Source organism: Paraburkholderia susongensis, assembly GCF_900177725.1.
Classification (GTDB): Bacteria; Pseudomonadota; Gammaproteobacteria; order Burkholderiales; family Burkholderiaceae; genus Paraburkholderia; species Paraburkholderia susongensis.
Genome location: NZ_FXAT01000022.1, coordinates 24541 through 51144, shown reverse-complemented (window position 1 = coordinate 51144; position 26604 = coordinate 24541). Strand labels below are relative to the sequence as shown.

Genomic DNA, 26604 nt, shown 5'->3' with positions numbered 1-26604 from the left:
ATCCCCCGGACAGTTCGAAATAGTCATAACGTTTTCAATTTCCGGGCCCTCATCAATCGGGTCGGGCAGTGATCGCAGTGATCGATATCCTGGCGAGGAATGTGTTATGGCTACTCATCCACCAAGCCGCTGACGCTCGAAAGAGCGGGTGCGCAAAGCCGCGCGGTTCCTTGCGCGTCATGACCCGGAAGACGTTCGTTTATCTATTGCGCTGGCACAAGCGCATGGGCTGCGCATGGATTTTCCGCGGGTTTTTCATCATGAATATCGGAAGCGTTAAACAGGAGCCGCCTTTGCGCCCGGAAAGCGGAGGCCAGGTTGGTAAGAGCGCTTGACTGTCCGCCTTCTTTTTTAATGGCGCCGCCGCCGGTGGTTTTGCCCGAAAAGTATTCAGACAGAACGAATGCCCGTCACGGGAATAAAGGCAAACGACTCTTCACTCTCGTGCGTTCGTGTTCGGCGGGCCCGGCGGTTATTTTTCGAACGCATTCGGTTCGCCATCCATTTTCCGCATCATTGTTTCTGTTCACCGGGTTCTTCCGGAACGGGCACGTAGCACGCCATCCGTGACAACGAGATTCGCTGATACCAACGACGCAATCAAAAAGGAGAGTTTCATGGCTTGCAATACATCGGGTTCGGGGTTCGCACGAGTGAAGACCATCACGATCGCGCTGGCGGTGCTGGCCGCGATGGCGGGTCCGGCCGTCGCGCAGCAAAACGCAGCGGCGCCGGCCTCGGAGCCGCAGGCGGTTGGCGCGGTGGCGCTGCTGCATGTTCAGGCGCGCGTCGTCGCGATCGATTCCGCGACGAACAGCGTCACGCTTCGCGGTCCTCGCGGCGGCGAGGACACCTTCGACGTGAATCCCCAGGCCGCCGACGTGAGCAAGCTGCATATCGGCGACATCGTGAACATCGCGTACAAGAAAGCGGTGCTGATCGGCGTCGACAAGCTCGCGCCCAGCGGCATCCGCAAGCGCGTCGATACCCAGGTCACGCAGCCGGCGGCCAACGGTGTCGTCGCTTCGGCGCGGCGTGTCGAAGTGGTGGCGACGGTGCGCAAGCTCGACCGCAAGAATCGCACGATCACGCTGCGTGGGCCGACGCGCACGGAAACGCTCGACGTATCGCCGGATGTGGCATTGGATCAGATCAAGGTCGGCGACTCGGTGCGCGCCGTGTTTGTCGCCGCCGTGGCGGCGTCCGTGTCGCGAGGCGGCGCCGAGGTCAAGTGAGCAAGGGGGCGCTCTATGCGCTAATGAGTGTTCAGGCGCATCATGGAAGCACGGCGTCATCTTTCGACATGAAGCATCGGTGATGCCGCGCCCAGATGGATTGCTGCGCGAAGGAGCATCGAATGGAACAGGATGAATCGGAGTCCAACGGCGAGGCCGAGCGTAAGAAGCTTATTAGCAGCAAGATCCACGTCGGCCTTGCGGCGTTCGGCACTTTGGCCGCGGTCGCCGGGATCGGCATCGCGATCTACGGCGGGATCAATTTCGACCAGACCAGGGTGCTGCTCGGCGTCGGCATTATTGTCGTGTCGACCATTCTTTATATTTCGATGCTTTTTATCGAGGCGAATTAGCCGCCATTCTTCCGGCTTTCGCCCGCGTCGAGCCAGCGATCCACTTTTGCTATCACCCCCTCCAATACTCGAATTGTTGGCGCATCGCAGCGCCCGTATATTGACCTGACTGAACAGTCAGCGCGGTCAGCAGCGATACAACTACACGAGGGCACGCCGCGCAGGCGGCCTACAGGAGCACAGCAATGAATCGGATCGATCTGGAGGGGCGTGCGGTCGTCATCACCGGCGGCGCGCGCGGCATTGGCTACGCGGTGGCGCAACGGGCGTTGCAGTCGGGCGCGTCGGTTGCGTTATGGGATGTGGACGGCGAACGTCTCGCGCACAGCCAGCGCGAGCTGGCCGCGCTCGGCAAGGTCAGCGCCGTCATGGTCGAGTTGACCGACGAGGCCGCGGTGGCGAAAGCAACCGCGCAGACTGTCGCCGATCACGGCTCGATCGACGTGCTCATCAACTGCGCGGGCATCACGGGCGGCAACGGCACGACGTGGGAGCTTGCGCCCGACGTGTGGCGGCGCGTGATCGACGTGAACCTCATCGGCCCTTATCTGACCTGCCGCGCGATCGTGCCGCAGATGCTCAAACAGGGTTATGGGCGCATCGTCAATATCGCATCGGTGGCGGGCAAAGAGGGTAATCCGAATGCTTCGCACTACAGCGCATCGAAGGCGGGTTTGATCGGCTTGACCAAGTCGCTCGGCAAGGAACTCGCGACTAAAAACATCCTCGTCAATGCGGTCACGCCGGCTGCGGCCAAGACCGAGATCTTCGATTCGATGTCGCAGCAGCACATCGACTACATGCTCTCGAAGATTCCGATGAACCGTTTCCTGCTGCCGGAAGAAGCGGCGTCGCTGATTCTGTGGCTATCTTCCGAAGATTGCGCGTTCAGCACCGGTTCGGTGTTCGATCTGTCCGGCGGCCGCGCCACTTATTGAGCGCGCGCGGCACACGCATCGCACGCGTATTGCACGCGTATTGCACTCGCGTCGAACGCGCGTTGCCGAGCCGCTTCGACGCCTCTCTCACGGAGCCCTTCGATGGCTATGCCTACTATCCGGCACGTGCGTGCCTTCATCGTTCGCGGCGGCGGTGCGGACTATCACGACCAACCCGGCGGACACTGGATCGACGATCACATCGCGACGCCGATGGCGCGCTATCCCGAGTATCGTCAGAGCCGCCAGTCGTTCGGCATCAACGTGCTCGGCACGCTGGTCGTCGAGATCGAGGCGAGCGACGGCACCGTCGGCTTTGCGGTGACGACCGGCGGCGAGATCGGCGCGTTCATCGTCGAGAAGCATCTCGCGCGCTTTCTCGAAGGGCAGCTCGTGACCGACATCGAGAAGATGTGGGACCAGATGTACTTCGCGACGCTGTACTACGGGCGCAAGGGCGTCGTGCTCAATACGATTTCCGGCGTCGATCTCGCGCTGTGGGATCTGCTCGCGAAAGTGCGCAAGGAGCCCGTGTATCAACTATTGGGCGGTCCCGTGCGCGACGAGCTCGTGTTCTATGCGACCGGCGCGCGGCCCGATCTCGCGAAGGAAATGGGCTTTATCGGCGGCAAGCTGCCGTTGCAGCACGGTCCCGCGGAGGGCGAAGCCGGACTCAGACAGAACCTCGACAAGCTTGCCGACATGCGCTCTCGCGTCGGCGACGACTTCTGGCTCATGTACGACTGCTGGATGAGCCTCGACGTGCGCTACGCGACGCGGCTCGCGCAAGGCGCGCATGAGTACGGCCTCAAATGGATCGAGGAATGCCTGCCACCCGACGATTACTGGGGTTACGCCGAACTGCGCCGCAACGTGCCGCGCGGCATGATGGTGTCGACCGGTGAACACGAGGCGACGCGCTGGGGCTTTCGCATGCTGCTCGAAATGCAGTGCTGCGATCTGATCCAGCCCGACGTGGGCTGGTGCGGCGGCATCACCGAGCTCATCAAGATTTCCGCGCTCGCCGATGCGCACAATGTGATGGTCGTGCCGCACGGTTCGTCGGTGTACAGCTATCACTTCGTCGTGACGCGTCACAACTCGCCGTTCGCCGAGTTTCTGATGATGGCGCCGAAGGCCGACCAGGTCGTGCCGATGTTCAATCCGCTGTTGCTCGACGAACCGGTGCCCGTGAATGGCCGCATGAAGGTGCCGGACACGCCGGGATTCGGCGTGCGGCTCAATCCAGAGTGCACGCTGGTGCGGCCTTATCCGCATTGAGCGTATCGGGCTCATCAAGCAGGCGCATCAGTCATGCGCTGAATCGTGAACCCCAGCGTGAATCTCAGCAAAGGAGAATGACGTGCTGCTCAAGGACAAGGCCGTGATCGTCACCGGCGGCTCGCGCGGCATCGGCCGCGCGATTGCGCTTGCCTGCGCCCGCGATGGCGCGGACGTGGCGATCAACTACTGGGGCGATAACGACGCATCCTATGGACGCCGTTCGGCGGTCGCGGAAGTGGTCGGCGAAATCGAGGCGCTGGGACGGCGCGTGATCGCGGTGGAAGGCAACGTCGCCGCGCGCGATACCGGCCAGGAACTCGTGCGCCGCACGGTCGAAGCATTCGGCAAGGTCGACGTGCTGGCGAGCAATGCCGGCATCTGTCCGTTTCACGCGTTTCTCGACATGCCGCCCGACGTGCTCGAATCGACCGTCGCGGTCAATCTGAACGGCGCGTTTTACGTCACGCAGGCAGCCGCCCAGCAGATGAAAAAGCAGGGCACGGGCGGCGCGATCGTCGCGACGAGTTCGATCAGCGCCCTGGTGGGCGGCGCCATGCAGACGCATTACACGCCGACCAAGGCCGGCGTGCATTCGCTGATGCAGTCGTGCGCGATTGCGCTCGGGCCATACGGTATTCGCTGCAATTCGGTGATGCCGGGCACGATCGCAACCGACCTCAATGCCGAAGATCTCGCAGACGAAGCGAAGAAAGCCTACTTCGAGAAGCGCATTCCGCTCGGCCGCCTCGGGCGTCCGGAGGATGTCGCCGATTGCGTGGTGTTTCTCGCCTCCGACCGCGCGCGCTACGTGACGGGCGCGGCGCTGCTCGTCGACGGCGGTCTTTTCGTCAACCTGCAGTAAGCGTGCGAGTCGAGCGCGATGCTTGCGTCAATTCACGGCGGCGGGCGTAGAGAGCGCAGTGGGCGCATCGATAGCATTGTCGCGCGCGAGTGTGCGCGAGAAGCCGCGCAGCAGTTCGATGAAACGCAGCGCCGGCTCGGCGAGCGGTTCTTCCTTGCGCGTGAGGATGCCGAAGCCCGCGAGGCTCTTGCCGATTTCGAGCGGCAACGCGACGAGCAGTCCGCCGCGCAGGTGGTCGCGTACGACCGACTCGGGCAGCATCGCAACCGCATCGTAATTTTCGAGCAATTGCAGCGTCGCGAAGATCGACGCGCATTCGGTCAGATTGACCGGCGTTGCGAGCCCCTCACGTGCAAGTTCTTCCTCGAACAGCACGCGCGCCGGACTCGTGACCGGTTGCGCGACCCACGGCCAGTCGACCAGTTCACGCAACGTAATGCGCGTGCGCCGCGCGAGCGGATGCACCGCGCGCACGACGAGCAGCAGCGTTTCGCGCGCGAGCGGCTCGAAACTGAAATCGTTGTGCTGAAGAGGGTTGGTGAGACGGCCGAGCGCGAGGTCCACTTCGCGGCGATGCAGCAATTGCACGACCTGGTCGCTCGTCTCGCCGAGAATGCGCACGTTGAGCAGCGGGCTTTCGGTTTTCAATGCGGCGACCGCCATCGCGAGCAGATCGGGCGCGGCGCCCATGATCGCGCCGACGGTCAACTGCCCGTGGCCGCCGCGGCGCTTGACCTCGAGGTCTTCCGCGAAGCGCGTCAGTTCGGCGAGCGCGCGCCGTGCGTAAGCGAGCGTGACGACGCCGAGCGGCGTGGGCGTCATGCCGCGCGCGTTGCGCTCGAAGAGCAGGAAGCCGAACGCTTCCTCGATATCGCCGAGCATGCGGCTCGCGCTCGGCTGCGCAACGTTGACGGCCTCGGCGGCCTGGTGGAGATTACGGGTGTCGTCGAGCGCGACGAGCAGGGCGAGGTGCTTGAACTTGAGCCGGTTGACGAGTGCGACGGCGGCTGAATGTTGGCTCATGGTTCCGGTGCGATTCGGTTTGTGGATCGCCCAATCCCAACAACGGATTGAGATGCTATCGACGCAGGAATTATAGTCGCATCAGACCCGCATCAAACGCTTCACCGGGAAAGCGCCGGATATCACATCAACTAGCGGGCATTGGGTCGGTGCAAGCGCTAAAGCGCTAACTCCAACAGGAGACAGGCTGCAATGGAAACTATCGCTTTCCGGATGGTGCTCAACCCCGGCATGCGCGAGGAATACGAACGGCGTCACGCGCAGATCTGGCCCGAGCTGGTTGACGCGCTGCACAACGCCGGGGTGCGTGACTACCGGATTTTCTTCGACCCTGACTCGCATCATCTTTTCGCCACGCTGACGCGCACGAGCGATCACACGATGGACCAGTTGCCGCAACTCGCCGTGATGCGCAAATGGTGGGATTACATGGCCGACATCATGCAGACCGAGCCCGATCACACACCGCTTCAGCAAACGCTCGAACCGGTCTTTCATCTCGGTCATCGTGTATCCGTGAGCACTCACGCCGCGAGCACTCACGAGTAGTACAGCAACGAACAGACCTCGAAACGCTTTTCACCCGACGAAGGTGCCGCATGCAGGTTGTCGATTCGCATATCCATCTGTGGGATCTGAAGACGCATCGCTATCCGTGGCTCGACAACCCGGGCGTGTCGTTCGTCGGCGACGCGCGTGATCTGAAGCACGATTATCTGCTCGACGATCTGCTCGATGAAGCGGGCGAGATCGAGGTGCTCAGGCTCGTGCACGTCGAGGCCAATCACGATCCCGCCGATCCGGTCGAAGAAACGCGCTGGCTGCAGTCGATCGCCGATCGTGATGGAGCGCGCGGCATGCCGAACGCGATCGTCGCCGCCGTCGATCTCTCCGCGCCGAACGCACCCGCGCTGCTCGAAGCGCATGCGTCGTTTGCGAATACGCGCGGCATCCGGCAGATCCTCAACGTCCACCACGACAAGCTGTTCGATTACGTCGGCCGCCACTTCATGCGCGAGCCGCAATGGCGCGAGCATTTCGCGCTGCTGCGCCGCCACGATCTCTCGTTCGATCTGCAACTGTATCCGTCGCAGATGGAGGAGGCGGCCGCGCTCGCGCGCGCGCATGCCGATACGCTTTTCATCGTCAATCATGCGGGCATGTTCGTCGACCGCAACAGCGTGACGGGTTATCGCGCATGGCGCGAGGGTATGCGCACGCTCGCGGCTTGTCCGAACATCGCGGTGAAGATCAGCGGCCTTGCGATGTTCGATCATCGCTGGACCGTCGAAAGCCTGCGACCTTACGTGCTCGAAACGATCGATACGTTCGGCGTCGAGCGTGCGATGTTTGCGTCGAACTTTCCGGTCGACCGGCTGTTTGGCTCGTACACGGATTTGTGGCGCGCGTATGCTGCGATCGTCGCCGATGCGAGCGACGCTGAAAAAGAAGCGCTGTTTCGCGGCAATGCGCAACGCTGTTATCGCATCTGATACGGCCGCGTACGTGTCTCGCAGCCACTCATGCACAAGATTTACAAGAAGCCGTCGGGAAAACCGCATAAGAGAACACGGCAAGCATCTTTCATGAGACCGGAGTAAGCGCTAAAGCGCTAACTCCGATCGACAGCTTTGCATGGGATTGGAGTAAGCGCTAAGGCGCTAACTCTGATCGACAGGAGACAGGCAGTGCAGCAATCCCCATCCGCGACGCCAAGACTCGAATTGCGGCACGCGAGCAAATCATTCGGCCGCGTGCGCGCGCTGTCCGACGGCGACCTCGTGCTGTGGCCCGGCGAAGTGCATGCGCTGCTCGGCGAGAACGGCGCGGGCAAGTCGACGGTGGTGAAGATCCTCGCCGGCGTGCATCAACCCGATGCCGGCGAGCTGCTCGTGAACGGCGAGCCGCGCCGCTTTGCGACGCCCGCTGAAGCGCGCGATGCCGGACTCGCGGTCATCTATCAGGAACCGACGCTGTTCTTCGATCTGTCGATCGCGGAGAACATCTTCATGGGCCGGCAGCCGGTCGATCGCTTCGGCCGCATCCAGTACGACGCGATGCATCGTGAAGTGGGCGGCCTGCTCGAGTCGCTCGGCGTAGAGTTGCGCGCGGATCAACTGGTGCGCGGTCTGTCGATTGCGGATCAGCAGGTGATCGAAATCGCCAAGGCGTTGTCGCTGAATGCGAGTGTGCTCATCATGGACGAGCCGACCGCCGCATTGTCGCTGCCGGAAGTCGAGCGGCTCTTCGCGATCGTGCGCAAGCTGCGCGAGCGCGACGTCGCGATCCTGTTCATCACGCACCGGCTCGACGAAGTGTTCGCGCTCACGCAGCGCGTGACGATCATGCGCGACGGCGCGAAGGTTTTCGACGCGCTCACCGCCGATCTCACGACCGAGGCGGTCGTCGCGAAGATGGTCGGCCGCGATCTCGAAACGTTCTATCCGAAGGCCGCCTGCACGCCGGGCGAAGTGCGCCTGTCCGTGCGCGGCCTGACGCGCATCGGCGTCTTCAAGGACGTTTCGTTCGACGTGCGCGCGGGCGAGATCGTCGCGCTCGCGGGCCTCGTCGGCGCGGGACGCAGCGAAGTCGCGCGCGCGATCTTCGGCATCGATCCGCTCGACGCCGGCGAAGTCTGGCTCGGGGGCCAGCGCATCAAAACCGGCAAGCCGGCCGCCGCGGTGCGCGCGGGGCTCGCGCTCGTGCCCGAAGACCGCCGCCAGCAAGGGCTCGCGCTCGAGCTGAGCATCGCGCGCAATGCGTCGATGACGGTGCTCGGCCGGCTCGTGCGGCACGGCCTCATTTCGGCGCGCAGCGAGACGCAGCTCGCGAATCAGTGGGGCGCGCGCCTGCGCCTGAAAGCGGGCGATCCGAACGCGCCGGTCGGCACGCTCTCGGGCGGCAATCAGCAGAAGGTCGTGCTCGGCAAGTGGCTCGCGACCGGCCCGAAGGTGCTCATCATCGACGAGCCGACGCGCGGCATCGACGTCGGCGCGAAAGCCGAGGTGTACAGCGCGCTCGCCGAACTCGTGGGCGACGGCATGGCCGTGCTGATGATTTCGAGCGAACTGCCCGAAGTGCTCGGCATGGCCGACCGCGTACTCGTGATGCACGAAGGGCGCATCAGCGCCGAGATCGCGCGCGCCGATGCCAACGAGGAGCGCATCATGGGCGCCGCGCTCGGCCAGACGCTTTCACCGCTGGGACGTGCAGCATGATGCGCCATTCGACTCATCCCGCGCCGGTCCAGCAGCCGCTGCCGGAGCGCTCCGGCAGTTCCGCGGGCGGCCTCGTCGCGAGCATTGCGAAGAGCCGCGAGACGACGCTCTTCGTCGTGCTGATTCTGCTGATCGTCGGCACCGGGCTCGCGAAGCCGCAATTCCTCAATCTGCAAAATCTGCGCGACGTACTGCTCAATGTGTCGATCGTCAGCCTGCTGACGGCCGGCATGACCGTCGTGATCCTGATGCGGCATATCGATCTGTCGGTCGGCTCGACGGTCGGCGTGAGCGCGTACGCGGTAGGCAGCCTCTACGTCGCGTTCCCGCATATGCCGGTGCTCGTTGCACTGGCGGCGGGACTCGCGATCGGTCTCGTCGCGGGCGGCATCAATGCGCTGCTCGTCGCGGTGGGGCGCGTGCCTTCGCTCGTCGCGACGCTCTCGACGCTGTACATTTTTCGCGGCGCGGACTACGCATGGGTACATGGCGGCCAGATCAACGCGACGAGTCTGCCCGACGCGTATTCGCGGCTCGCGACCGGCACGCTGCTCGGCATCCCGACGCTCGCGCTGATCGCGCTCGTCGTGCTCGTCGGTCTGTCCATCTATCTGAAGCAGTTTCGCGGCGGCCGCGAGCACTACGCGATCGGCTCGAATCCGGAGGCCGCGCGGCTGGCGGGCGTGAACGTCGAGCGTCGCGTGATGTCGGGCTTTCTGCTGTCCGGCGCGATCGCGGGCTTCGCGGGCGCGCTGTGGCTCGCGCGCTTCGGCACGGTCGATGCGAGCACCGCGAAGGGCATCGAATTGCAGGTCGTTGCGGCCGCGGTGGTCGGCAGCGTCGCGATCACGGGCGGTGTCGGCACGATACTCGGCGCGACGCTCGGCGCGCTCGTGCTCGGCGTCATCAGCATCGCGCTCGTCGTGCTGCACGTGTCGCCGTTCTGGGAACAGGCGATTCAGGGCGCGCTGATCGTCGCGGCCATCGCCGCCGATACCTTGCTGGCCCGCTCCGTCGCCAAACGCATGATGAGGAAACGCGCTCATGGCTAAACCCGATTCCGCGCTGCTCACGCGCAAACGCGAAACGCCGCTGCAATGGGAAGCCTTGCTCGTGATCGTGCTGATTGCGTCGCTCGCGCTCGGACGCTGGCTCTCGCCGGTGTTTCTGAGCGGCGCGAACCTGAGCAACGTGCTTGCCGATCTGACCGAGATCGCGTTGATGGCGCTGCCGATGACCTTGATTATCGTCGCGGCCGAAATCGATCTGTCGGTGGCGTCGGTTCTGGGCGCTTCCAGCGCGCTAATGGGCGTGCTGTGGCACATGGGGTTGCCGATGCCGGTCGTGATCGTTCTGGTGCTGATCGCGGGCGCATTGGCGGGGCTCTTCAACGGGCTCGTGATCGTCAGGCTCAACCTGCCTTCGCTCGCGGTCACGATCGGCACGCTCGCGCTGTTTCGCGGGCTCGCTTACGTGTTGCTCGGCGACCAGGCAGTCGCGGATTTCCCGGCCGCTTATACGGCGTTCGGCATGAACACGCTCGGCGCGAGTTTCATTCCGTTGCCGTTCGTGATCGTGATTGTCGCCGCTGTGCTGTTCACCGTGCTGCTGCAGGCCACCGCGTTTGGCCGCAGCCTCTATGCGATCGGTGCGAATCCGACCGCCGCCGCGTTCTCCGGTATCGAGGTCGCGAAGATCAGGCTGCGCCTCTTCGTGCTGTCGGGACTCGTGAGCGCGCTGGCGGGCATCGTCTATACGCTGCGCTTCACGAGCGCGCGCGGCGATAACGGCGAGGGCTTCGAGCTGTCCGTGATCGCCGCGGTGCTGTTCGGCGGCGTGAGCATTTTCGGCGGACGCGGCTCGATGATCGGCGTGCTGCTGTCGCTGCTGATTATCGGCGTGCTGAAAAACGCCTTGACGCTCGACGACGTATCGAGCGAAACGCTGACCATCGTGACCGGCGTGCTGCTGCTCGCGTCGGTGCTGATACCGAATCTCGTTGCGCGCTGGCGTGCGGCGCGCGACCGGCGCTTCATCGCGAAGTCCGTGGCGGCGGCATCTTCTTCGTCGGCTTCGTAGTCAACACTCTGTCCAACAACAACGCAGGAGACACTTCATGTTCAAACCTCTACGTCACACCGGTATGGCTGCGCTATGCGCCGCGTTGCTCGCGCTCAGTTGCAGCGGCGCGTTCGCCGCCGATCTCAAGAGCGGCCTGAAGATCGCGTTCGTGCCGAAGCAGATCAACAACCCGTATGAAGTGATCGCCGACGATGGCGGCATGGCCGCGATCAAGGAATTCGGCGGCGTGGGCAAGGTCGTGGGACCGTCGGATGCGGGCGCCTCGTCGCAGGTGTCGTACATCAACACGCTGATTACGCAGCGTCAGGACGCGATCGTGATTGCCGCGAACGATGCGAACGCGGTCGTGCCATATCTGAAGAAAGCGATGAGCCAGGGCATCAAGGTCGTCACGTTCGACTCCGATACCGCGCCCGAAGGCCGGCAACTGTTCGTGAACCAGGCGAACGCCGAGAGCATCGGCCGTGGCCAGGTGCAACTGGTTTCGAAGCTGATGGGCGGCGAGGGCGAGTTCGCGATTCTGTCGGCCACGCCGAACGCGACCAATCAGAACACGTGGATCAAATGGATGCAGGAGGAACTGAAGAAGCCCGAGTACTCGAAGATCAAGCTCGTGAAGATCGCGTACGGCAACGACGACGATCAGAAGTCGTTCGTCGAGACGCAGGGGCTGTTGCAGGCATATCCGAACCTGAAGGCGATCGTCGCGCCGACCACGGTCGGCATTGCGGCGGCGGCGCGCTATATCTCGTCGTCGTCGAGCAAGGGCAAGGTGGCCGTGACCGGCCTCGGCACGCCTAACCAGATGCGCGCGTTCGTAAAGAACGGCACCGTGCAGGCGTTCCAGTTGTGGGATCCGAACCAGCTCGGCTATCTCGCCGCGTATGCGGCGGCAGCGCTCGCGTCGGGCAAGATCACCGGCAAGGAAGGTGAATCGTTCGACGCCGGCAAGCTCGGCAAGCGCACGATCGGCGCGCAAGGCGAAATCATTCTCGGACCGCCGACCACGTTCGATGCGAGCAATATCGACAAATTCAACTTCTAGAGAATGAAAGGGACTTCCCCGCTCGCTGGTGTCGATGAATGTTCGCAACTTCATCGCGGCACACTGATGCCGGCTGGCGGTTTCCGCCGCAGCCTCGGGACGAGGAAGCTCCCTGCAATCTCTAGCCGTTACGATGTCGCAGAGCATCTGCGCATCGAAGAAGAAACGCAGGCGTATCTTGGAGCTGCGTTCGAGAATGGTGGCGATGATGCAACATTTGTCACGCGCGCCATTCGCGACGTAGCGCGTGCGCGTAGTCTGGTGTCGAAGATGCGCGAGCGCGGCGCTGATATCGAACAGGATTGAAGCGCGGCGCGCGTCGCCGACCAGCCTCAGGATGCTGGAGCCGCTCGTTTTCCTGTGATTCTGCAAAGAACCGTCAAATATTTGATTAATGGCCAAGATTGGGCGGAAGCCCATTGCGACCACGAATGTACTCCGGTAAAAAATGAAGCGCTCGCATAGCGCGCATCTCCTCGAATGAGGTCTGCACTTATGCAACGCTCATAAATTTACAATGGAGAACATCAAGACAGATGGCTTATACGGGAAAATTTCTGATAAATAACGAGCCTCTATTACCGCTCACCTTTGTCGGCCTCGGCACATTTAACGCGTATTCAGGTGACAAGCAATACCGCAATCGGGGCGGCTGCACGACGGTGCCCGATAACGGTCCGATTCCCGCTGGTAAATACTGGATCGTGGATCGCCCCACGGGCGGCATCCGCTCGAAGGCTTATGCATTGACGAAAGATACGTGGAATGCCATCAAGGGAACTCCGTCCGACCACGCTGAATGGTTTGCACTGTACCGGGATGATGGGGCGATTGATGATGTGACGTGGGTCAATGGGGTCAAGCGCGGGCAGTTCCGGTTACACCCCGCAGGCGGCCAGGGTACTTCATTAGGCTGCATCACCTTGCCGCGCCATACCGATTTTTTGGCTATCCGGAATGCGCTTCTACACACCGCGACTATCCCTGTACGTAATTCGGGACTCCACGCGTACGGAACGATCGAGGTAGTTACATATGGCAATACTTGCCCGTAGGGTTTTCAAGGTCGTACTGTTTCTCGGACTGTTCGTTCTTGCGATTCGTTATGTCCACACGTACCCCGACCCGATGACGGAAAGCCAGTTGCTCGTATGGTGGAATGCTTCGGAATGGCTCGGTATTCGCGACCCCGAGGATTTATATTTCGTAGTGTGGGTGACGATTCAACTGATTGTTACCGTTTTGGCTTACATGGCGATCATGAGGCTATGGCGATACTATCGGAGCAAACATCCCAGCGGGACTGGCGGCGCATGATTTCCGAACCTGCCGTGTAGGCACCGGCCAAATCGTTTAACCGCGCGAAGCCGTGACGAGGATTCGCTGCGGTTGTGCTGATCCTCGAATGAGGTCTGCAATTATGCAACGCTCATAAATTTACAATGGAGAACATCAAGACAGATGGCCTATACGGGAAAATTCCTGATAAATAACGAGCCTCTATTACCGCTCACCTTTGTCGGCCTCGGCACATTTAACGCGTATTCGGGCAACAAGCAATACCGCAATCGGGGTGGCTGCACGGCGGTGCCCAATAACGGTCCGATTCCCGCTGATAAATACTGGATCGTCGCGCGCCCTATTGGCGGCGTACGGTCTGCGGTAATAACGTGGTTCAAAGATGAATTTAATTTCTATTCGAATAATCCATCCGATCACTTTGAATGGTTTGCACTGTATCGTGATGATGGTGTCATTGATGATGTAACCTGGGTTAATGGTGTCAAGCGCGGGCAGTTCCGGCCGCATCCGGCAGGCGGGCAAGGTATTTCGCTCGGTTGTATCACGTTGCCCAGCCATACCGACTTTATGTTTCTCCGGCGCGCACTTCTGCACACCTCTACGATCCCCGTACGTAACTCAGGCCTTCGCGCCTACGGAACAATTGAGGTCATCACGCATGGCAACACTTGTCCATAGACTGTTCGAGATGGCTTACAAGGCTAGACAGCGCATGAGCAAGGCCGACCGTCGGGCCACCAAGGTCGTGTTGTTTCTAGGTCTGTTCCTTCTATCATTCATTTTCGTGCGTCCGCTTCACGATAGATGGTCTGAGGCAGAAATGCGCGCATGGTTCAACGCATCGGAGGCGCTCGGCATTCGCGATCCTGAAGATTTGTACATCGCGGTCTGGATGACGATCGAACTGATTGTGGCGGTGCTCGCCTATGTGGCGATCATGAGGCTATGGCGGTGGTATCGGAGCAAACATCCCACCGGGACTGGCGGCGCATGATTTCCGAACCTGCCGTGTAGGCACCGGCCAAATCGTTTAACCGCGCGAAGCCGTGACGAGGATTCGCTGCGGTTGTGCTGATGTGGCAGATGACGGCGGCAAGACGCCCCGATTGACGCGCGTCACTGGCATGTGCTGAAGCCTCGGACTGTACCGTGCAGCCGGGGCTTTCGTTTTTCCTGCGGGCGGCAGATCAGCCGGCCTCGGGATCGCCCGACAGATCACCCCGCGCTCCACCCAATTCACGCAGTTGCAGCACGCCCGGCTCGTGCGTCCCGAGCACGCGCTCCCGCCCGATGCCAGCTCGTTTTTCGTCGGGCAATTCGGCGGCGAGCCGATGATCGGCTTCACTCACGAAGCTCGACTACTGCGGCTTCGGACTTTTCTTCGGCACCTCGGCGAGTTGCTGCCATTGGTTCGACTGATTCCGGGTAATGCCGAAGTCAGCAAGGCGTGGAGTCTTGGTGCGTCTCGATGTGCTTCGACGTACTTCCGCGCGCTGCGCTGCCGGCGTTTATCGCCGGATCGCAAAACGCCGCGCGTAAGCGGCGGACGTCGACGCGCTGCCCCACACCTCGCCGTCGATCAACTCCCGCTCGATATTCCCGTCGGGCACCGCCACCTTCATGCGCGCTGCTGCCTCGCGATACAACTGCGTCTGATTGATACACGCGGCGATCTCCGCATAATCGTTGCGCGCGTCGATCATCCCCCAGCGTTCGAACTGCGTGAGAAACCACGCGCCTTCGAACGGGTGCGGATAGTTGACCGTGCCGTTGTCGAAGAACCGCATCGGCAGACGGCGCGCCGCCGGCGCAGTGTCAGGCCGACTTTCAAGCCGCTCTCCAAGCCGCTCTCCAAGCCGCGCGGCAATCAATCGCTCGTCGATGCCGATGTAATCCGGCCGCGCGAGCCAGCGCGCAATCTCGTCCCGATGTCCCGCGCCGTCGAGCCAGCGGCATGCTTCGAGCAGCGTCTGCACGAGCGCGCGCGCCGTATGCGGATATGCGTCGACAAAATCGCGCCGGCACGCGAGTACTTTCTCCGGATGTCCGGGCCATACCTCGCTCGTCAGAGCGACCGTGCGGCCGACACCTTGCGCTTCGGCCAGCGCATTCCACGGCTCGCCGACGCACAGACCGTCGAGCCGGTCTTCGCTGAGCGCAGCGACCATTTGCGGTGGCGGAATCGCGACGCTCTCGATGTCGCGCAACGGATCGATGCCCTGCGACGCGAGCCAGTAGTAGAGCCACATCGCGTGCGTGCCGGTCGGGAACGTCTGAGCGAACACCGGTTTGCGGCCGAGCGCGGCGAGTGCGTCGCGCAACGTGCCGTGTGTTGCGAGCATGTCGGCGAGACGAGTCGACAGCGTGATCGCCTGGCCGTTGCGGTTGAGCACCATCAGCACGGCCATGTCGGTGCGCGGACCGCCCAGGCCCAATTGCACGCCGTAGACGAGGCCGTAGAGCGTATGCGCCGCGTCGAGCTCGCCAGCGAGCAGCCTGTCGCGCACGGCGGCCCACGATGGCTGGCGGCACAACTCGAGCGTGAGCCCGTGCGCGTGGCCGAATTCGAGCAGCTTCGCGGCGACGAGCGGCGCAGCGTCGGACAGCGCGACGAAACCCAGCCGCAGATGGGTCTTTTCAAGCGGCCCGGACGAGGCCGGCGCGATGACGGAAGTGGCTGGATTCATGAGCGCTTCATTTGAGCGAGCCGGCCGCCGCGACGACCGCGCGCGCGACCTCGGCGAGTTTGACGCCCTGGTTCATCGCGCGTTTGCGCAGACTCGCGTAGGCGGCGGGTTCGGTGAGTTTCTGCTGATCCATGAGCAGGCGTTTCGCGCGATCGATGAGCTTACGCTCGGCGAGTTCGTTCTCGACCTGCGCGAGCCGCTCGCGCAACTGCGATTCCTGCGCGAAACGCGCGAGCGCGACTTCGAGGATCGGCGCGAGCCGCTCGCTCGCGAGGCCCTCGACGAGATACGCGGTGACGCCCGCGTTCACCGCGTCGCGAATCAGTTGCTGGTTCGCGTCGTGGCTGAACATCAGCACGGGGCGCGGCGCGCTTGCGTGCATCACCGCGAGTTGTTCGAGCGTGTCGCGCGACGGCGATTCGGTGTCGATGATGATGACGTCGGGCCGCTCGTTCTGCACCGCGCGATGCAGCGCGTGCGGCGTCGCCGTGCCGGCCAGCATTTCGCAGCCTAGCCGGGCGAGGGCGTCGCGCAGATCGCCGATGGGTTTGTCGGTGTCGGTGACAAGGAGAACACGCAGCATGGGGGAGTGGGGAGGGGCAACTGGCCAGGGTTGAAGCAATGGGTATGCCAGATGCTGCGTGACGAGATAGGCGGCGGGCGTGAGGGCGCGGGCCGTGCTGCGCATATTTCGGCCGTGGTGCGTGTGTGGCGTGCGTGTGGTGTGCTTATTGTGAGGGTATTGGAGGAGGTATTGGACGTGTTACGCGCGTTGCCCGTAGCGACGGAAGCTGGATGAGGATTTGTCCGCAATCGCGTGAGGCTGTGTGATGTGGCTCGCCCGGCGATGCTGCACCGGTGCGGGGCATGCAAGCCCGTTCACGCGCGATGCACCGAAGCGGCGCATCGCGTGCATTGCCACCTAAGCCGCCGAAATCGCTGAAGCCGCTGAAGCACCCGAAGCACCCGCAACCATCAAAGCCACCGCGAATAACTCCGCGGCGAAAACACCAGCGTCACCGCGATCATCGCGGCGATGCAGCCCGCGAGCATGATCCACGCGGCAACGAAGCCGCCGCTCCAGCCGCGCACGATGCCGGCCACGAGCGGCGCGACGGCCGCGACGATGAAGCCGACGCCCTGCGTGAACGCGACCAGTTGACCGGCCACGCGATGATCGGCCGAGTGGTCCATCGCGGTCACGAGCGAGAGCGAGAACACGCCGCCGAGTCCCGCGCCGGCCATGCCGACCCACAGCAGCGGCGCGGCGTCGGGCCAGACGATCAGCCCGAGCACACCCGCCAGTTGCGCGGACAACCCGAGCACGAGCCACGGCCGGCGATCGCGGAACGACGCCGCGGCGAGCGGCAGCAGCAATGCCGCCACGGCCTGAAACACCGTCATCGCCGCGAGCAGCGAGCCGCTGGCTTCGACGCTCGCGCCGCGCTGCTGATAGAACGCCGGCAGCCACGCGACGAGACTCGTATAGCCGCCGTTGACGATGCCGAAGTAGAGGCCGAGCGTCCACGCGCGCCGCGTGGTCCACGGCGAGAAGGCCGGCGCCGGCGCGGCAGCGGAATGGGCGGCGGCGTGATGGCCGGGCTGCCCGCGCGTGAGCAGCCACCAGCATGCGAGCGCGATACACGCGGGCAGTGCCCAGACCGCGAGGCCCGCGTGCCACGACTGTGCTACGCGACTCACCCACGGGCTCAGACTCGCGCCGAGGCCGCCGCCGCCCATGATCGACGCGGAGAACACGCCCATTGCGAGCGGCACGCGCGCGGCAAAGCGCTGCTTGATGACGGCGGGCAGCAGCGCCTGGATCGCGGCGACGCCCGCGCCTGCGAACAGCGCCGTCGCGAGCAAGGCCGCGCCGCTCGACGCCACGGCGCGCGCCGCGCAGGCGAACGCGATTGCGAGCAGACCGAGCGAGACGCCGCGCGTTTCGCCGACGCTGCGCGTCAACGCGGCCGCGCCGAATGCGCCGACACCCATCGCGACCACAGGCAGGCTGGTCAGCAACGACGCGCCGTAGAAGCTGAGGCCGGTTGCCTCGCGAATCGTCGTCATCAGCGGGCTGATCGAGGTCAGCAACGGGCGCAGGTTGATGCCGATCACGACGATCGCGCCGAGCCACACGACGTCGTGCCACGTCAGCCCGGCACGGGCGGTGTCGTTCGTGGAGACGCGGGACGGGGTGGCGCTGGAGGGCAGATTCACGATAGACCTGAAGGTGAAGGCGCGACGTTGCCTGGCAAAGGCGGCGGCGCGGAAATGGGCGAAACGCGACGGCGGGGCGGGGCAGACGGTGATTCGTGCGCCCCTTGGCGCCGGATGGGGCGATCGGCGCCAGGAATCGGGGAAAACTGCCGCAATCAGCGATTTGGTTAACCATGATAACATTAAATGGTTAACCATTTATCCGAATGCCCGGTATAAGCCAGGGACGTGATCCAAGTCATAATCGGATTGGCGCAGCCCGCAGGCCACCGCTAGAATGCCGGGCAACGCTGTGCCGCCCATGTGCTGCTCATGTGTCGCCCGCGTGCAATACCGTGCCGCTCATGCGCGGCTGTCTGCCGGCTTTGTACGGCTTTTGCTCCGTTTCCATGCGCTTTCCCGTCACTGAATTCATGGCTCCACGTACCCGCCGTTCTTCGTCAACCGAACCCGACGCGCCCGCTCCCGGCTCGAGCGATGACGCTTCGCCCAGCGTCGAAGAGCGCATCTACGCGTCGATCACCGCAGCCCTGCTGCAAGGGCGCTTGCGGCCGGGCGCGCAACTGGTCGAGCGCGATCTCGCGGCCGCGTTCGGCTGCACGCGCGGCGCGCTGCGCAAGGTGCTCGCGCGGCTAGGCTTCGAGGGTAAGCTGGTGCTCGAGGCGAATCGCGGCGCGTTCGTGCCGTCGCCGTCGGAGGAGGACATTCGCCAGGTGTACCGCGCGCGGCAGATCGTCGAGGCGGGCATCGTCGCGGCGCTGTGCGGCGCGTTGAGCGCCGCGCACAAACGCCGTCTGCGCGCGCACGTGCGCAGCGAAGAGAAGGCTCAGCGCGCGGGTGTGATCGATGAATCCGTGCGTCTCGCCGGCCAGTTCCACGTGCTGCTGACGGAACTCGCGGGCGGCACCGAACTGCTTGGCCTCGTGGGGCAACTGGTCGCGAAGACCGAGCTGTACAAGGCGCTATTCGATCCGTCGAAGGGTTCGAACTGTTCCGCGGAAGAGCACGCGCGCATCATCGACGCGCTCGATGCCGGCGATCTGCAGGCCGCGTTGACGGCGATGCGCGAGCATCTGTCGGAACTGGAAGAGCGGGTGGTCGAGCAGGTGCGCAGGAGCGCGGCGGGGGAGGATCTTGGCGCGGTGTTCGGGGTTTAGACGGCGGCGGCGTGATGCGCGCGGCGTCCATCGCGAAGGTCGGGAAGATCGTGGCGTAAAACGTTCGCGCATGCATTGATGAGTATTCCGAACAATCGGACAGGGCAACGAACGGGAAGTGAAGTGGTGAAGAAGGTACGAGCCTGATGCGGCCTCGCGCCTTCGTGCGCAGTTCGAGCGAGCCACCTCACACCGCACGCCGGGCTTCGCCGGTGCGCAGTGCGCCGCCGTTACCGTTACTTATCGCCGCTTATCGACGCCGCGCGGCATGCGATGCCGGACGGGGGCCGCCGCTCGGGCGTTCATCTTTATGGCGGAAATTGATCCGGCCTTTGGTCAGGTCGTAGACCGACATTTCGAGCGTCACGCGATCGCCCGCGAGAATACGGATGTGGTTCTTGCGCATGCGTCCGGATGCGTAAGCGCCGACCACGACGCCGTTGTCGAGCGTCACGCGGTAGCGGCTATCCGGAAGCACTTCGTCGACGATACCGTCAAGTTCAAGCAGTTCTTCTTTCGCCATGCATAACTCCTGGTCGATGGGATATATAGGGTGCCGGCCGCCGGCAAACCGGGCGGCAGGACTTCGGATACGGTGGGCGGGGCGGTGCCTCAATGCGCCGCCTGAATGCGCCGCGCGGCATCGGCTTTCGCCTGCTATGGCGCTAATGGTGCACCGGTTTCGTAGCCGCGGCGGCGGCTCAAAGATCGGCGACCGACTGGCCGCTCACCTGACCGTCGATTAACCGTTCGGCGTGCGCCATGCATGCGATGCGCGCCTTGCCCATGCCGTCGAACGGAAACAGATACTGCAGGCGGAACACCCGGCCTTCGGCCGCTGCATTCGCGCCGACGCGGCAGATGCGCACCGACGCGTCGTACCCTGCGCCGGGGTCCCGGCTCGTCTGCGCGCCCGCCGGGCGGCGCGGATAAACGAGCGGATGAATTTCGTAACCTTTGTAGGTCTTGACTGCTGGATTCATGAAACGTATGTCCTGTATTGCGTGGTCCGCATGCCGCGCGCGGGGGAAGTGCGCGGACGCGGACCGGGCGGCGCAGCACCGAAGGGCGCGCCGCGATGAAAAGGGGTGGCACAGGTCAGGCTGACCCGCAGGCTCACTGACAACGGCTCGAGCGGCCGCGCGAAATCGCGGATGCGACGGAAAAACACGCTGAAGTCGCGCGCATCGGACGCATGAAGCAGAACCGCTCAGTTGTACGACTTGCGACGGCGAATGCCTGCGGCGCATTGCCGGGGTGACGGGATCGCCGGCGAGCGGCGATCGAACAGTCGGGGGTAGTGCGGAGATGCCAGTTTGAGACTGCTTGGTGCTGCCAGTGCTGCTGGGTGCGAAATGCAACTATTGCAATATGATGCCTGAAATAGGCCCGATTGGATAGTACAAAGTTCCGTGCGCGCCTGAAACGCCCGGCTGGCGGGGCTTTGCGGGCAGGCGGGTAAGTGCCGATAGCCGCCGATACCGCCGGTAACCGCCGATAACCGCGATAGCGCGCGGCATGCCCCGCGCGTGCGCTTTAGCGCGAGGTTTCCGCGACGCGTTTCTGCAACTCGCGCGCGGCCGCAAGAGGAATGCGCGCGTCGTCCCAGCCGCGCAGCCATTCGACTTCCTTCGAGGTAAAGACCGCTCCGTAATTGCGCAGCGCGTATTGCAGCGAATCGATGATGTGGTTGCGAATGATTTCAGGCGTGCGCTCGTCATCGAGCACGGCGCGAAACGCTTCGAGCGTGGCCATCGGTTGGCTCCATCGGTTGGATGCGTGTTTATCGCACGAAAAAAATGTGCTCGTGCCGCGGACAAAAATCGCGACGCCGCATGGCGGCGAAGCCGAGAAGGCGCCGCCTCGGCGTCCACCCGTCGCGACACGCAGCCCATGCCGCTACAATGGCGCGTTGCTGCACCGAGCCTGCGCGTGTACGGCGCATCCAGCCGCATCGCTTCGTCATTCGCAACGCCGCGCCACGCGCGTAAGCACCGCCTCCTTCGAACCTCGCGTTTTTCCCATGCGCAATCCGAACGTGTCTCCTGTCAAAGACCTGCTGCTCAAGCGCTACGCGCCGATCGCCGACGGCATCGCGGCGCTTCTCTATCCGTGCGCCGAAGTGGTGATTCACGACCTGCGCGATCAGACCATCGCCTATCTCGTGAACAATCTGTCGAGGCTCGAGGTCGGTGCGCCGTCGGTGCTCGACGACGCGCATTACGCGGCGCGCGGCCAGACCATCGGCCCGTACGAGAAACTGAACTGGGACGGCCGGCGCATGCGCTGCGTGAGCAACATCCTGTTCGACGACGACGGCAAGCCGGCCGGCATGCTGTGCGTGAACTTCAATATCGCGGTGTTCGAGGACGTGCGCTCCACACTCGATCTGTTCATCAAGGGCGGCTCCATGACCGCCGCGCCTGCCGACGATCTGTTCCGCGACGACTGGCAGGACCGCATCAACACGTATCTGCACACGTGGCTGCGCGAGCGGCAGATCGGCATCAATGCGCTCACGCGCGAACACAAGCGGGAAATCGTCGAAGCGCTGCATGCGCAGGGCGCGTTTCGCGGCCGCAGTTCGGCGAACTACGTGGCCGCCGTGCTGACGATGGGCCGCGCGACCGTCTACAAGATCCTGAAGCAGATGAAAGAGGGCGGCTGATGGCGGCCGCACAGCGCTTTTATTGATTCGACGAGGACCCACACCATGCGTTATCGGCACTACAAAGGCGGCATTTACGAACTGGTCTGCGAGGCCACGCTCGAATCCGATCCGACTGTCACGATGATCGTCTACAAGGCGGCCAATGGTACGATCTGGACACGGCCCGCTACGGTGTTTTTCGAGCTGGTCGAGCAGGAAGGCGTCAAGGTGCCGCGCTTTGCACCGATTAATTAGGCAGATGCGCAGGCAGATGCGCGGGCCAAGGCACAGGCCGATGCGGCCCACGCGGATCGACGCAGGCTGCCGGAACGATAGGAACAGGAAAACCGAATGCGATTATTGCTTGCCATCCTCTTGCCGTGGTTGCAGTTCTTCACGATTGGCCGTCCGTTTGCGGGCATCATCTGCCTGATTCTGCAGGTGACGCTGATCGGCTGGGTGCCGGCCGCGATCTGGTCGGTGTATGCGCTGAGCCAGTACAACACGGACAAGAAAATCTCCCGCGCTTTTGGCAACGGGAATTAGAGCCGTCATTAGCGTGAACCAGCCCTATCGGGCCTATACGCGCGTCAAAACCCGCATCGAGCGTTGCTCGATGACATGGGCGCAGCGCCGTGCGCCGCGCCCTTCAGCCTCTCCACCACTCACCGCGCCGCCAGTTCGATCGCGTCCGGCACCTCGATCACCACGTCGGTCTCGGCGATCGCCACACACGGCAGGATATAACCCTCCGCCTTTTCCTCGCGGCTGAGGCCCGGCCACTCGATCGTGTAGCGCACGCGGCCGGCCGTCATCCTGCACAGACACGTGCGGCACGTGCCGTTGCGGCACGAGCGCGGCAAACGCAGATTCGCGAAACCGGCGGCTTCGAGAATCGTCAGCGAATCGGGTGCCTCGAAGCTCTGGCCGAGCGGCTCGACGCGAACCAGAGGCGGGCGGGTGGAATCGGACATCTTGTCAGTGCTTGGCTGGGCGCAACACCGGGTTGCGCGACGTTGAGTGCGCGACACTTTACACGGGATCGCGCGCGGTTTTATGCCGCGCCGCAACATGCGCCGGCGTGCGTACCAATGTACCCGTCGACGTATCACCAAGGCACCCGCCAGGGCGCGCGCTCACGGCCCGCCCCTCAAGGAAAACCCGGGTAAAACTTGCGCCTTGCGCGAACTCGTCTAAAGTAAATCAATTCACCTCCGCGCGTCGCGAACCCGCGCCGCAGCAGCGGGGTGACGGCCCGCGTCGACTGCATTGGACAAGGAGGGGGAGCGGCGGACGCGACAGGATGCAACCCGTGCGCGCATTACCCTGGTCGCACCATGCGCGGCAATCTTCCAGGTGACTCCCATGCAGATCCTTTTCCCGAATGAAACCCCTGAATATTCAGGTCGCGAACTTACCCTGGCGTTTCCCGCGATGATCGATGGGCAGAGGGTGGAATGCATGATTACCGCGGAAGCGCTCGAGGATCACTTCGGCGCCGCGTCGCCGCGTCTGGAAGACATGATCGTCGCATTCGACACGCACCGCTCCCGCATCGAGGCCGCCACGCGCCGCCTGCTGTCGGAGACGCGGGCGCAATGCCTCGTGCTCAGAAGCGGCTATGTGCGCTTTTACGAGGCGAACTGGCGTAACTGAGTGACTGGGCGAGGGTGTGGGCGGTGCCGGCACGCGCGGCAGGCGCTTTCTCGCTGCGCGCTCAGATTATCCGCCGCAGCGCGCGGTCCTTGAAAATCACGTGATGCACGATTGCCGCCAGCGCGTGCAGCCCGATTACTCCGTAGAACACGTTGCCGAGCAGTTCGTGCGCGTCCTTGAGCAGCGGCCGCGCGATCGAATCCGCGCCGACCAGCGTGAAGCTGATGTTCGTCCACGCGAGCGTGACCGGCCGCCCGCCAGCGTTGACCATCAGCATGCCGAGCAGCGGTTGCACAAAGATGAACACGTAGAGCGCGAGGTGCGCGCCGCGCGCGAGAAACGCGAGCGGCCGGTTGTTTTCGATTTCCTCCGGCGCGCCGGCCCAGAGTCTCCAAAGCAGCCGCAAAACCGACAGCGTGAGCACGAGCGTGCCCGCCCATAAATGCACGCCGGTCCAGAGCACGCGGCTGTCGGAGCCGCGCGGGCCGCGTATCTCGATCGCCAGATAGGCGAGCGCGACCAGCAGAAAAATGATCCAGTGGAAAAAAATGGCGGGCTTCGTGTAGCGGTCCGCCGTGCGGCTATAGGAAGACATGCGGGGCTCCTGTGATCAGGCCGATCGTTTCTGGAATCATCGGATGATAAACGGTGCCCGAGCGAAACGGGCTCTGTCGACGAACCATTGTTGATCCTTGCCCGCGCGCGGCTACTCCTGGTTATCCGCCGTTAATCGCCGTCACTCGCTGCCGAGGTAGAAATAACGGAACAGGAAAATCGCCGCGATGATCCACACGACGAGCTTTACCTGGCGCGCCTGGCCCGTCAGCAGCTTGAGGCCCGCGTACGAAATGAAGCCGAACGCGACGCCGTTGGCGATCGAGTAGGTGAACGGCATCAGGAGCGCGGTGAGCGCGGCCGGCACGACCTCGGTTGCGTCGTCCCACGGCAGATCGAGCATTTCGCGCAGCATCAGGCACGACACGTACAGCAGCGCGGGCGCGGTCGCGTAGGGCGGCACCACTTCGGCCAGCGGCGCGAAAAAGAGCGCCGCGACGAACAGCACGGCTACGGTGATGGCGGTCACGCCGGTACGCCCGCCCGCCTGCACGCCCGAGGCGCTTTCGATGTACGCGGTGGTCGACGACGTGCCGAGCATCGAGCCGGCCAGAATCGCGGTGCTATCGGCGAGCAGCGCGCGGTTCAGCCGGTGCATCTTGCCTTCGACGAGCAGCCCCGCGCGGTTCGCGACGCCCATCAGCGTGCCGGTCGCGTCGAACAGTTCGACGAGGAAGAACACCAGCACCACATTCAGAATGCCGGTGGAGAGCGCGCTGCGGATGTCGAGCTGGAACAGCGTCGGCGCGATCGACGGCGGCGCGGAGACGATGCCGTGAAATTCGTTGCCGCCGAAGAAAAAGCTCAGGATGGTCACGCCGACGATGCCGATCAGGATCGCGCCGCGCACGCGCAGATAGTCGAGCGTGACGATGCCGAAAAAGCCGATGGTGGCGAGCACGACGTGCGGGTCGTACAGGTTGCCGAGCGTGACGAGCGTGGCCGGATTGCCGACCACGATGCCGGCCGATTTCAGCGAAATGATCGCGAGAAAGAGGCCGATACCGCCGGTGATCGCAATGCGTATCGAGTGTGGAATGCCTTTGACGATCACTTCGCGCACGCGAAACAGCGTGACGATCAGGAACAGGCAGCCGGAGATGAACACCGCGCCGAGCGCGGCCTGCCACGTGAAGCCCATGCCCTTCACGACCGTGTACGCGAAGTATGCGTTCAGGCCCATGCCGGGCGCGAGCGCGATCGGGTAGTTCGCGTACAGACCCATGATCAGCGAGGCGAGCGCGGCCACGATGCAGGTCGCGACGAAGACCGCGTCCTTCGGCATGCCGGCGTCGCCGAGAATCGCCGGGTTGACGAAGATGATGTAGGCCATCGTCAGGAAGGTGGTGAAACCGGCCAGAACCTCTGTGCGCAAGGTTGAGCCGGATTGTGTGATGCCGAAGTAGTTGTTAAACATATTCATTATTTTTTCATTCCCCCACGCGCTATATCGCTCAGAAGACTTTCTGAAATCACCCGGACGAGGCGCTGGAAACGTGACATGTGTTGTGTGTTTTTTGCAACGGATGACCATGTTTGATGGGCGGCATGCAAATCGCGCGAGTCATTCGGATAGTCGATCTGTTTGCAGCACCAGTGCTGCGGACAAGGGTGCCTGCGGACAGGAACTACATGACAGCAGTGCGTATTCCCCTGTCATGCATTACCTGTCGCCGGTCGACTATGCGCGGTTTTCCGCGGCCCATTCGAGATACTTTACCCAGGAATTTCCGCGCGGGGCATTCTCGTTCGAGCCGCCGTTTTGCCGGGCTAGTTCGGTGCCGGCGCATCAGTGCGCAGCGCCCGGCGCATTACGCGCGAGCCACCGATCCAGTTCGCCCGCGAACGTCTTGCCGTCGCGTGGGCTGAACGCGGCAGGGCCACCCGTGTCGACGCCGCTCGAGCGCAACTGGTCGAGCATCGAGCGCATGCGCAGCCGTTCCTCGATCGTGCCGGGCGTGAACCAGTTGCCGCGCGGATCGAGCGCGTGGGCGTCTTTTGCCAGCACGGCGGCGGCGAGCGGGATGTCGGCGGTAATCACGAGGTCGCCCGTGGCAACGCGCTCGACGATCAACTGATCGGCGGCGTCGAAACCGGCGGGCACCTGGATCGCGCGAATCAACGGCGACGGCGGCACGCGCAGAAACGTGTTGGCGACGAGCGTCAGCGTCGTGCCGGTGCGGCGCGCGGCGCGATAGAGCATGTCCTTGACGACGGCAGGGCAGGCGTCGGCATCGACCCAGATTGGCATGGTGTGGGCTCCGGCTGCTTTGGCGC

Annotated in this window: 33 protein-coding genes; 21 read left to right on the top strand and 12 right to left on the bottom strand. The window is 63.5% G+C overall.

The window, feature by feature from the left end:
* Window positions 1-617 precede the first annotated feature (617 nt).
* From B9Z01_RS34030 to B9Z01_RS34010, 5 genes are all read left to right on the top strand, one after another.
* Window positions 618-1235, top strand: coding sequence for a hypothetical protein (locus tag B9Z01_RS34030; protein ID WP_085489904.1), 618 nt, complete (start codon window positions 618-620; stop codon window positions 1233-1235).
* A gap of 122 nt (window positions 1236-1357) precedes the next feature.
* Window positions 1358-1588: a hypothetical protein gene (locus B9Z01_RS34025; RefSeq protein WP_085489903.1), complete on the top strand. Its 231-nt coding sequence runs from the start codon at window positions 1358-1360 to the stop codon at window positions 1586-1588.
* 185 nt (window positions 1589-1773) lie between these two features.
* Window positions 1774-2526, top strand: a complete 753-nt coding sequence (locus tag B9Z01_RS34020; RefSeq protein ID WP_085489902.1) for an SDR family NAD(P)-dependent oxidoreductase — start codon at window positions 1774-1776, stop codon at window positions 2524-2526.
* A gap of 102 nt (window positions 2527-2628) precedes the next feature.
* On the top strand, window positions 2629-3807 hold the full coding sequence (gene rhmD, locus B9Z01_RS34015) for an L-rhamnonate dehydratase (protein ID WP_085489901.1): 1179 nt from the start codon (window positions 2629-2631) through the stop codon (window positions 3805-3807).
* Between the two features lie 82 nt (window positions 3808-3889).
* The gene (locus tag B9Z01_RS34010) at window positions 3890-4672 is read left to right on the top strand and encodes an L-rhamnose 1-dehydrogenase Lra1 (RefSeq protein WP_085489900.1); all 783 of its coding nucleotides are present in this window, start codon (window positions 3890-3892) and stop codon (window positions 4670-4672) included.
* Window positions 4673-4699: 27 nt separating this feature from the next.
* On the opposite strand, the gene B9Z01_RS34005 is transcribed toward B9Z01_RS34010, so the two are convergent.
* The gene (locus B9Z01_RS34005) at window positions 4700-5695 is read right to left on the bottom strand and encodes a LysR family transcriptional regulator (protein ID WP_085489899.1); all 996 of its coding nucleotides are present in this window, start codon (window positions 5693-5695) and stop codon (window positions 4700-4702) included.
* Between the two features lie 192 nt (window positions 5696-5887).
* Here B9Z01_RS34005 and rhaM point away from each other — a divergent pair, with 192 nt between their 5' ends.
* The 11 genes from rhaM (at window position 5888) to B9Z01_RS33950 (ending at window position 14336) form a co-directional block, all read left to right on the top strand.
* Window positions 5888-6244: an L-rhamnose mutarotase gene (gene rhaM, locus B9Z01_RS34000; protein WP_085489898.1), complete on the top strand. Its 357-nt coding sequence runs from the start codon at window positions 5888-5890 to the stop codon at window positions 6242-6244.
* Between the two features lie 50 nt (window positions 6245-6294).
* On the top strand, window positions 6295-7188 hold the full coding sequence (locus B9Z01_RS33995; RefSeq protein ID WP_085489897.1) for an amidohydrolase family protein: 894 nt from the start codon (window positions 6295-6297) through the stop codon (window positions 7186-7188).
* A gap of 195 nt (window positions 7189-7383) precedes the next feature.
* Window positions 7384-8913, top strand: coding sequence for a sugar ABC transporter ATP-binding protein (locus B9Z01_RS33990; RefSeq protein WP_085489896.1), 1530 nt, complete (start codon window positions 7384-7386; stop codon window positions 8911-8913).
* Window positions 8910-9965 carry an ABC transporter permease gene (locus B9Z01_RS33985; RefSeq protein ID WP_085489895.1) on the top strand — a complete coding sequence of 352 codons (1056 nt, stop codon included), beginning with the start codon at window positions 8910-8912 and terminating at the stop codon, window positions 9963-9965. The genes B9Z01_RS33990 and B9Z01_RS33985 overlap by 4 nt, the downstream gene beginning before the upstream one ends.
* On the top strand, window positions 9958-10992 hold the full coding sequence (locus tag B9Z01_RS33980; protein ID WP_085489894.1) for an ABC transporter permease: 1035 nt from the start codon (window positions 9958-9960) through the stop codon (window positions 10990-10992). The genes B9Z01_RS33985 and B9Z01_RS33980 overlap by 8 nt, the downstream gene beginning before the upstream one ends.
* A gap of 37 nt (window positions 10993-11029) precedes the next feature.
* Window positions 11030-12040 (top strand): rhamnose ABC transporter substrate-binding protein, encoded by a 1011-nt coding sequence (rhaS, locus tag B9Z01_RS33975; RefSeq protein WP_085489893.1) that lies wholly within the window; start codon window positions 11030-11032, stop codon window positions 12038-12040.
* Window positions 12041-12043: 3 nt separating this feature from the next.
* Entirely contained in the window at window positions 12044-12346 is a 303-nt protein-coding gene (locus tag B9Z01_RS33970) for a helix-turn-helix domain-containing transcriptional regulator (RefSeq protein WP_143809160.1), read from the top strand.
* Between the two features lie 230 nt (window positions 12347-12576).
* Window positions 12577-13095 (top strand): DUF2778 domain-containing protein, encoded by a 519-nt coding sequence (locus B9Z01_RS33965; protein WP_085489891.1) that lies wholly within the window; start codon window positions 12577-12579, stop codon window positions 13093-13095.
* The gene (locus B9Z01_RS35990) at window positions 13076-13357 is read left to right on the top strand and encodes a hypothetical protein (protein ID WP_085489890.1); all 282 of its coding nucleotides are present in this window, start codon (window positions 13076-13078) and stop codon (window positions 13355-13357) included. Before B9Z01_RS33965 ends, B9Z01_RS35990 begins: the two co-directional genes overlap by 20 nt.
* A 144-nt stretch (window positions 13358-13501) precedes the next feature.
* A complete protein-coding gene (locus B9Z01_RS33955; protein WP_085489889.1) occupies window positions 13502-14020 on the top strand; it encodes a DUF2778 domain-containing protein in 519 nt (172 codons plus the stop codon).
* A gap of 34 nt (window positions 14021-14054) precedes the next feature.
* Window positions 14055-14336 carry a hypothetical protein gene (locus tag B9Z01_RS33950; protein ID WP_085489922.1) on the top strand — a complete coding sequence of 94 codons (282 nt, stop codon included), beginning with the start codon at window positions 14055-14057 and terminating at the stop codon, window positions 14334-14336.
* A 193-nt stretch (window positions 14337-14529) separates the two neighbouring features.
* On the opposite strand, the gene B9Z01_RS35820 is transcribed toward B9Z01_RS33950, so the two are convergent.
* The 4 genes from B9Z01_RS35820 to B9Z01_RS33935 form a co-directional block, all read right to left on the bottom strand.
* Window positions 14530-14691, bottom strand: coding sequence for a hypothetical protein (locus B9Z01_RS35820; RefSeq protein WP_167387617.1), 162 nt, complete (start codon window positions 14689-14691; stop codon window positions 14530-14532).
* A gap of 159 nt (window positions 14692-14850) precedes the next feature.
* Complete coding sequence (locus B9Z01_RS33945; protein WP_085489888.1) at window positions 14851-16029, bottom strand: CmpA/NrtA family ABC transporter substrate-binding protein; 1179 nt, start codon at window positions 16027-16029, stop codon at window positions 14851-14853.
* 7 nt (window positions 16030-16036) lie between these two features.
* Window positions 16037-16612: an ANTAR domain-containing response regulator gene (locus B9Z01_RS33940; protein WP_085489887.1), complete on the bottom strand. Its 576-nt coding sequence runs from the start codon at window positions 16610-16612 to the stop codon at window positions 16037-16039.
* Window positions 16613-17004: 392 nt separating this feature from the next.
* Window positions 17005-18249, bottom strand: a complete 1245-nt coding sequence (locus tag B9Z01_RS33935; RefSeq protein ID WP_085489886.1) for a cyanate transporter — start codon at window positions 18247-18249, stop codon at window positions 17005-17007.
* A 413-nt stretch (window positions 18250-18662) separates the two neighbouring features.
* Here B9Z01_RS33935 and B9Z01_RS33930 point away from each other — a divergent pair, with 413 nt between their 5' ends.
* A complete protein-coding gene (locus B9Z01_RS33930) occupies window positions 18663-19406 on the top strand; it encodes a GntR family transcriptional regulator (RefSeq protein ID WP_085489921.1) in 744 nt (247 codons plus the stop codon).
* Between the two features lie 250 nt (window positions 19407-19656).
* Here the strand turns inward: B9Z01_RS33930 and infA are convergent, their stop codons facing one another.
* From infA to B9Z01_RS33915, 3 genes are all read right to left on the bottom strand, one after another.
* Entirely contained in the window at window positions 19657-19929 is a 273-nt protein-coding gene (gene infA / locus B9Z01_RS33925) for a translation initiation factor IF-1 (protein ID WP_085489885.1), read from the bottom strand.
* Window positions 19930-20107: 178 nt separating this feature from the next.
* On the bottom strand, window positions 20108-20389 hold the full coding sequence (locus tag B9Z01_RS33920; protein ID WP_085489884.1) for a hypothetical protein: 282 nt from the start codon (window positions 20387-20389) through the stop codon (window positions 20108-20110).
* Between the two features lie 553 nt (window positions 20390-20942).
* Window positions 20943-21161, bottom strand: a complete 219-nt coding sequence (locus B9Z01_RS33915; protein ID WP_085489883.1) for a hypothetical protein — start codon at window positions 21159-21161, stop codon at window positions 20943-20945.
* Between the two features lie 268 nt (window positions 21162-21429).
* Here B9Z01_RS33915 and B9Z01_RS33910 point away from each other — a divergent pair, with 268 nt between their 5' ends.
* The 3 genes from B9Z01_RS33910 to B9Z01_RS33900 all read left to right on the top strand — a co-directional run bounded on the left by B9Z01_RS33910 (window position 21430) and on the right by B9Z01_RS33900 (window position 22602).
* Window positions 21430-22074 carry a helix-turn-helix transcriptional regulator gene (locus B9Z01_RS33910; RefSeq protein WP_085489920.1) on the top strand — a complete coding sequence of 215 codons (645 nt, stop codon included), beginning with the start codon at window positions 21430-21432 and terminating at the stop codon, window positions 22072-22074.
* 45 nt (window positions 22075-22119) lie between these two features.
* Entirely contained in the window at window positions 22120-22311 is a 192-nt protein-coding gene (locus tag B9Z01_RS33905) for a DUF1653 domain-containing protein (RefSeq protein WP_085489882.1), read from the top strand.
* A gap of 96 nt (window positions 22312-22407) precedes the next feature.
* Window positions 22408-22602 (top strand): YqaE/Pmp3 family membrane protein, encoded by a 195-nt coding sequence (locus B9Z01_RS33900; RefSeq protein WP_085489881.1) that lies wholly within the window; start codon window positions 22408-22410, stop codon window positions 22600-22602.
* Window positions 22603-22721: 119 nt separating this feature from the next.
* Here B9Z01_RS33900 and B9Z01_RS33895 read toward each other — a convergent pair whose 3' ends face one another.
* Window positions 22722-23030: a 2Fe-2S iron-sulfur cluster-binding protein gene (locus tag B9Z01_RS33895; RefSeq protein WP_085489880.1), complete on the bottom strand. Its 309-nt coding sequence runs from the start codon at window positions 23028-23030 to the stop codon at window positions 22722-22724.
* Window positions 23031-23421: 391 nt separating this feature from the next.
* On the opposite strand from B9Z01_RS33895, the gene B9Z01_RS33890 reads away from it, so the two are divergent.
* Window positions 23422-23712, top strand: a complete 291-nt coding sequence (locus B9Z01_RS33890) for a DUF1488 family protein (protein ID WP_085489879.1) — start codon at window positions 23422-23424, stop codon at window positions 23710-23712.
* 61 nt (window positions 23713-23773) lie between these two features.
* Here the strand turns inward: B9Z01_RS33890 and B9Z01_RS33885 are convergent, their stop codons facing one another.
* The 3 genes from B9Z01_RS33885 to B9Z01_RS33875 all read right to left on the bottom strand — a co-directional run bounded on the left by B9Z01_RS33885 (window position 23774) and on the right by B9Z01_RS33875 (window position 26578).
* Complete coding sequence (locus tag B9Z01_RS33885) at window positions 23774-24307, bottom strand: cytochrome b (RefSeq protein ID WP_085489878.1); 534 nt, start codon at window positions 24305-24307, stop codon at window positions 23774-23776.
* Window positions 24308-24448: 141 nt separating this feature from the next.
* Entirely contained in the window at window positions 24449-25750 is a 1302-nt protein-coding gene (locus tag B9Z01_RS33880; protein WP_085489877.1) for an NCS2 family permease, read from the bottom strand.
* A 366-nt stretch (window positions 25751-26116) separates the two neighbouring features.
* On the bottom strand, window positions 26117-26578 hold the full coding sequence (locus tag B9Z01_RS33875) for a YaiI/YqxD family protein (RefSeq protein WP_085489876.1): 462 nt from the start codon (window positions 26576-26578) through the stop codon (window positions 26117-26119).
* Window positions 26579-26604 lie beyond the last annotated feature (26 nt).

Coding starts and splice junctions, on each gene's coding strand:
- B9Z01_RS34030 (WP_085489904.1), top strand. CDS start 618: ATGGCTTGCAATACATCGGGTTCGGGGTTCGCACGAGTGAAGACCATC.
- B9Z01_RS34025 (WP_085489903.1), top strand. CDS start 1,358: ATGGAACAGGATGAATCGGAGTCCAACGGCGAGGCCGAGCGTAAGAAG.
- B9Z01_RS34020 (WP_085489902.1), top strand. CDS start 1,774: ATGAATCGGATCGATCTGGAGGGGCGTGCGGTCGTCATCACCGGCGGC.
- rhmD (WP_085489901.1), top strand. CDS start 2,629: ATGGCTATGCCTACTATCCGGCACGTGCGTGCCTTCATCGTTCGCGGC.
- B9Z01_RS34005 (WP_085489899.1), bottom strand. CDS start 5,695: ATGAGCCAACATTCAGCCGCCGTCGCACTCGTCAACCGGCTCAAGTTC.
- rhaM (WP_085489898.1), top strand. CDS start 5,888: ATGGAAACTATCGCTTTCCGGATGGTGCTCAACCCCGGCATGCGCGAG.
- B9Z01_RS33995 (WP_085489897.1), top strand. CDS start 6,295: ATGCAGGTTGTCGATTCGCATATCCATCTGTGGGATCTGAAGACGCAT.
- B9Z01_RS33985 (WP_085489895.1), top strand. CDS start 8,910: ATGATGCGCCATTCGACTCATCCCGCGCCGGTCCAGCAGCCGCTGCCG.
- B9Z01_RS33980 (WP_085489894.1), top strand. CDS start 9,958: ATGGCTAAACCCGATTCCGCGCTGCTCACGCGCAAACGCGAAACGCCG.
- rhaS (WP_085489893.1), top strand. CDS start 11,030: ATGTTCAAACCTCTACGTCACACCGGTATGGCTGCGCTATGCGCCGCG.
- B9Z01_RS33970 (WP_143809160.1), top strand. CDS start 12,044: ATGAAAGGGACTTCCCCGCTCGCTGGTGTCGATGAATGTTCGCAACTT.
- B9Z01_RS33965 (WP_085489891.1), top strand. CDS start 12,577: ATGGCTTATACGGGAAAATTTCTGATAAATAACGAGCCTCTATTACCG.
- B9Z01_RS35990 (WP_085489890.1), top strand. CDS start 13,076: ATGGCAATACTTGCCCGTAGGGTTTTCAAGGTCGTACTGTTTCTCGGA.
- B9Z01_RS33955 (WP_085489889.1), top strand. CDS start 13,502: ATGGCCTATACGGGAAAATTCCTGATAAATAACGAGCCTCTATTACCG.
- B9Z01_RS33950 (WP_085489922.1), top strand. CDS start 14,055: ATGAGCAAGGCCGACCGTCGGGCCACCAAGGTCGTGTTGTTTCTAGGT.
- B9Z01_RS33945 (WP_085489888.1), bottom strand. CDS start 16,029: ATGAATCCAGCCACTTCCGTCATCGCGCCGGCCTCGTCCGGGCCGCTT.
- B9Z01_RS33940 (WP_085489887.1), bottom strand. CDS start 16,612: ATGCTGCGTGTTCTCCTTGTCACCGACACCGACAAACCCATCGGCGAT.
- B9Z01_RS33930 (WP_085489921.1), top strand. CDS start 18,663: ATGGCTCCACGTACCCGCCGTTCTTCGTCAACCGAACCCGACGCGCCC.
- infA (WP_085489885.1), bottom strand. CDS start 19,929: ATGGCGAAAGAAGAACTGCTTGAACTTGACGGTATCGTCGACGAAGTG.
- B9Z01_RS33920 (WP_085489884.1), bottom strand. CDS start 20,389: ATGAATCCAGCAGTCAAGACCTACAAAGGTTACGAAATTCATCCGCTC.
- B9Z01_RS33915 (WP_085489883.1), bottom strand. CDS start 21,161: ATGGCCACGCTCGAAGCGTTTCGCGCCGTGCTCGATGACGAGCGCACG.
- B9Z01_RS33910 (WP_085489920.1), top strand. CDS start 21,430: ATGCGCAATCCGAACGTGTCTCCTGTCAAAGACCTGCTGCTCAAGCGC.
- B9Z01_RS33905 (WP_085489882.1), top strand. CDS start 22,120: ATGCGTTATCGGCACTACAAAGGCGGCATTTACGAACTGGTCTGCGAG.
- B9Z01_RS33900 (WP_085489881.1), top strand. CDS start 22,408: ATGCGATTATTGCTTGCCATCCTCTTGCCGTGGTTGCAGTTCTTCACG.
- B9Z01_RS33895 (WP_085489880.1), bottom strand. CDS start 23,030: ATGTCCGATTCCACCCGCCCGCCTCTGGTTCGCGTCGAGCCGCTCGGC.
- B9Z01_RS33890 (WP_085489879.1), top strand. CDS start 23,422: ATGCAGATCCTTTTCCCGAATGAAACCCCTGAATATTCAGGTCGCGAA.
- B9Z01_RS33885 (WP_085489878.1), bottom strand. CDS start 24,307: ATGTCTTCCTATAGCCGCACGGCGGACCGCTACACGAAGCCCGCCATT.
- B9Z01_RS33880 (WP_085489877.1), bottom strand. CDS start 25,750: ATGAATATGTTTAACAACTACTTCGGCATCACACAATCCGGCTCAACC.
- B9Z01_RS33875 (WP_085489876.1), bottom strand. CDS start 26,578: ATGCCAATCTGGGTCGATGCCGACGCCTGCCCTGCCGTCGTCAAGGAC.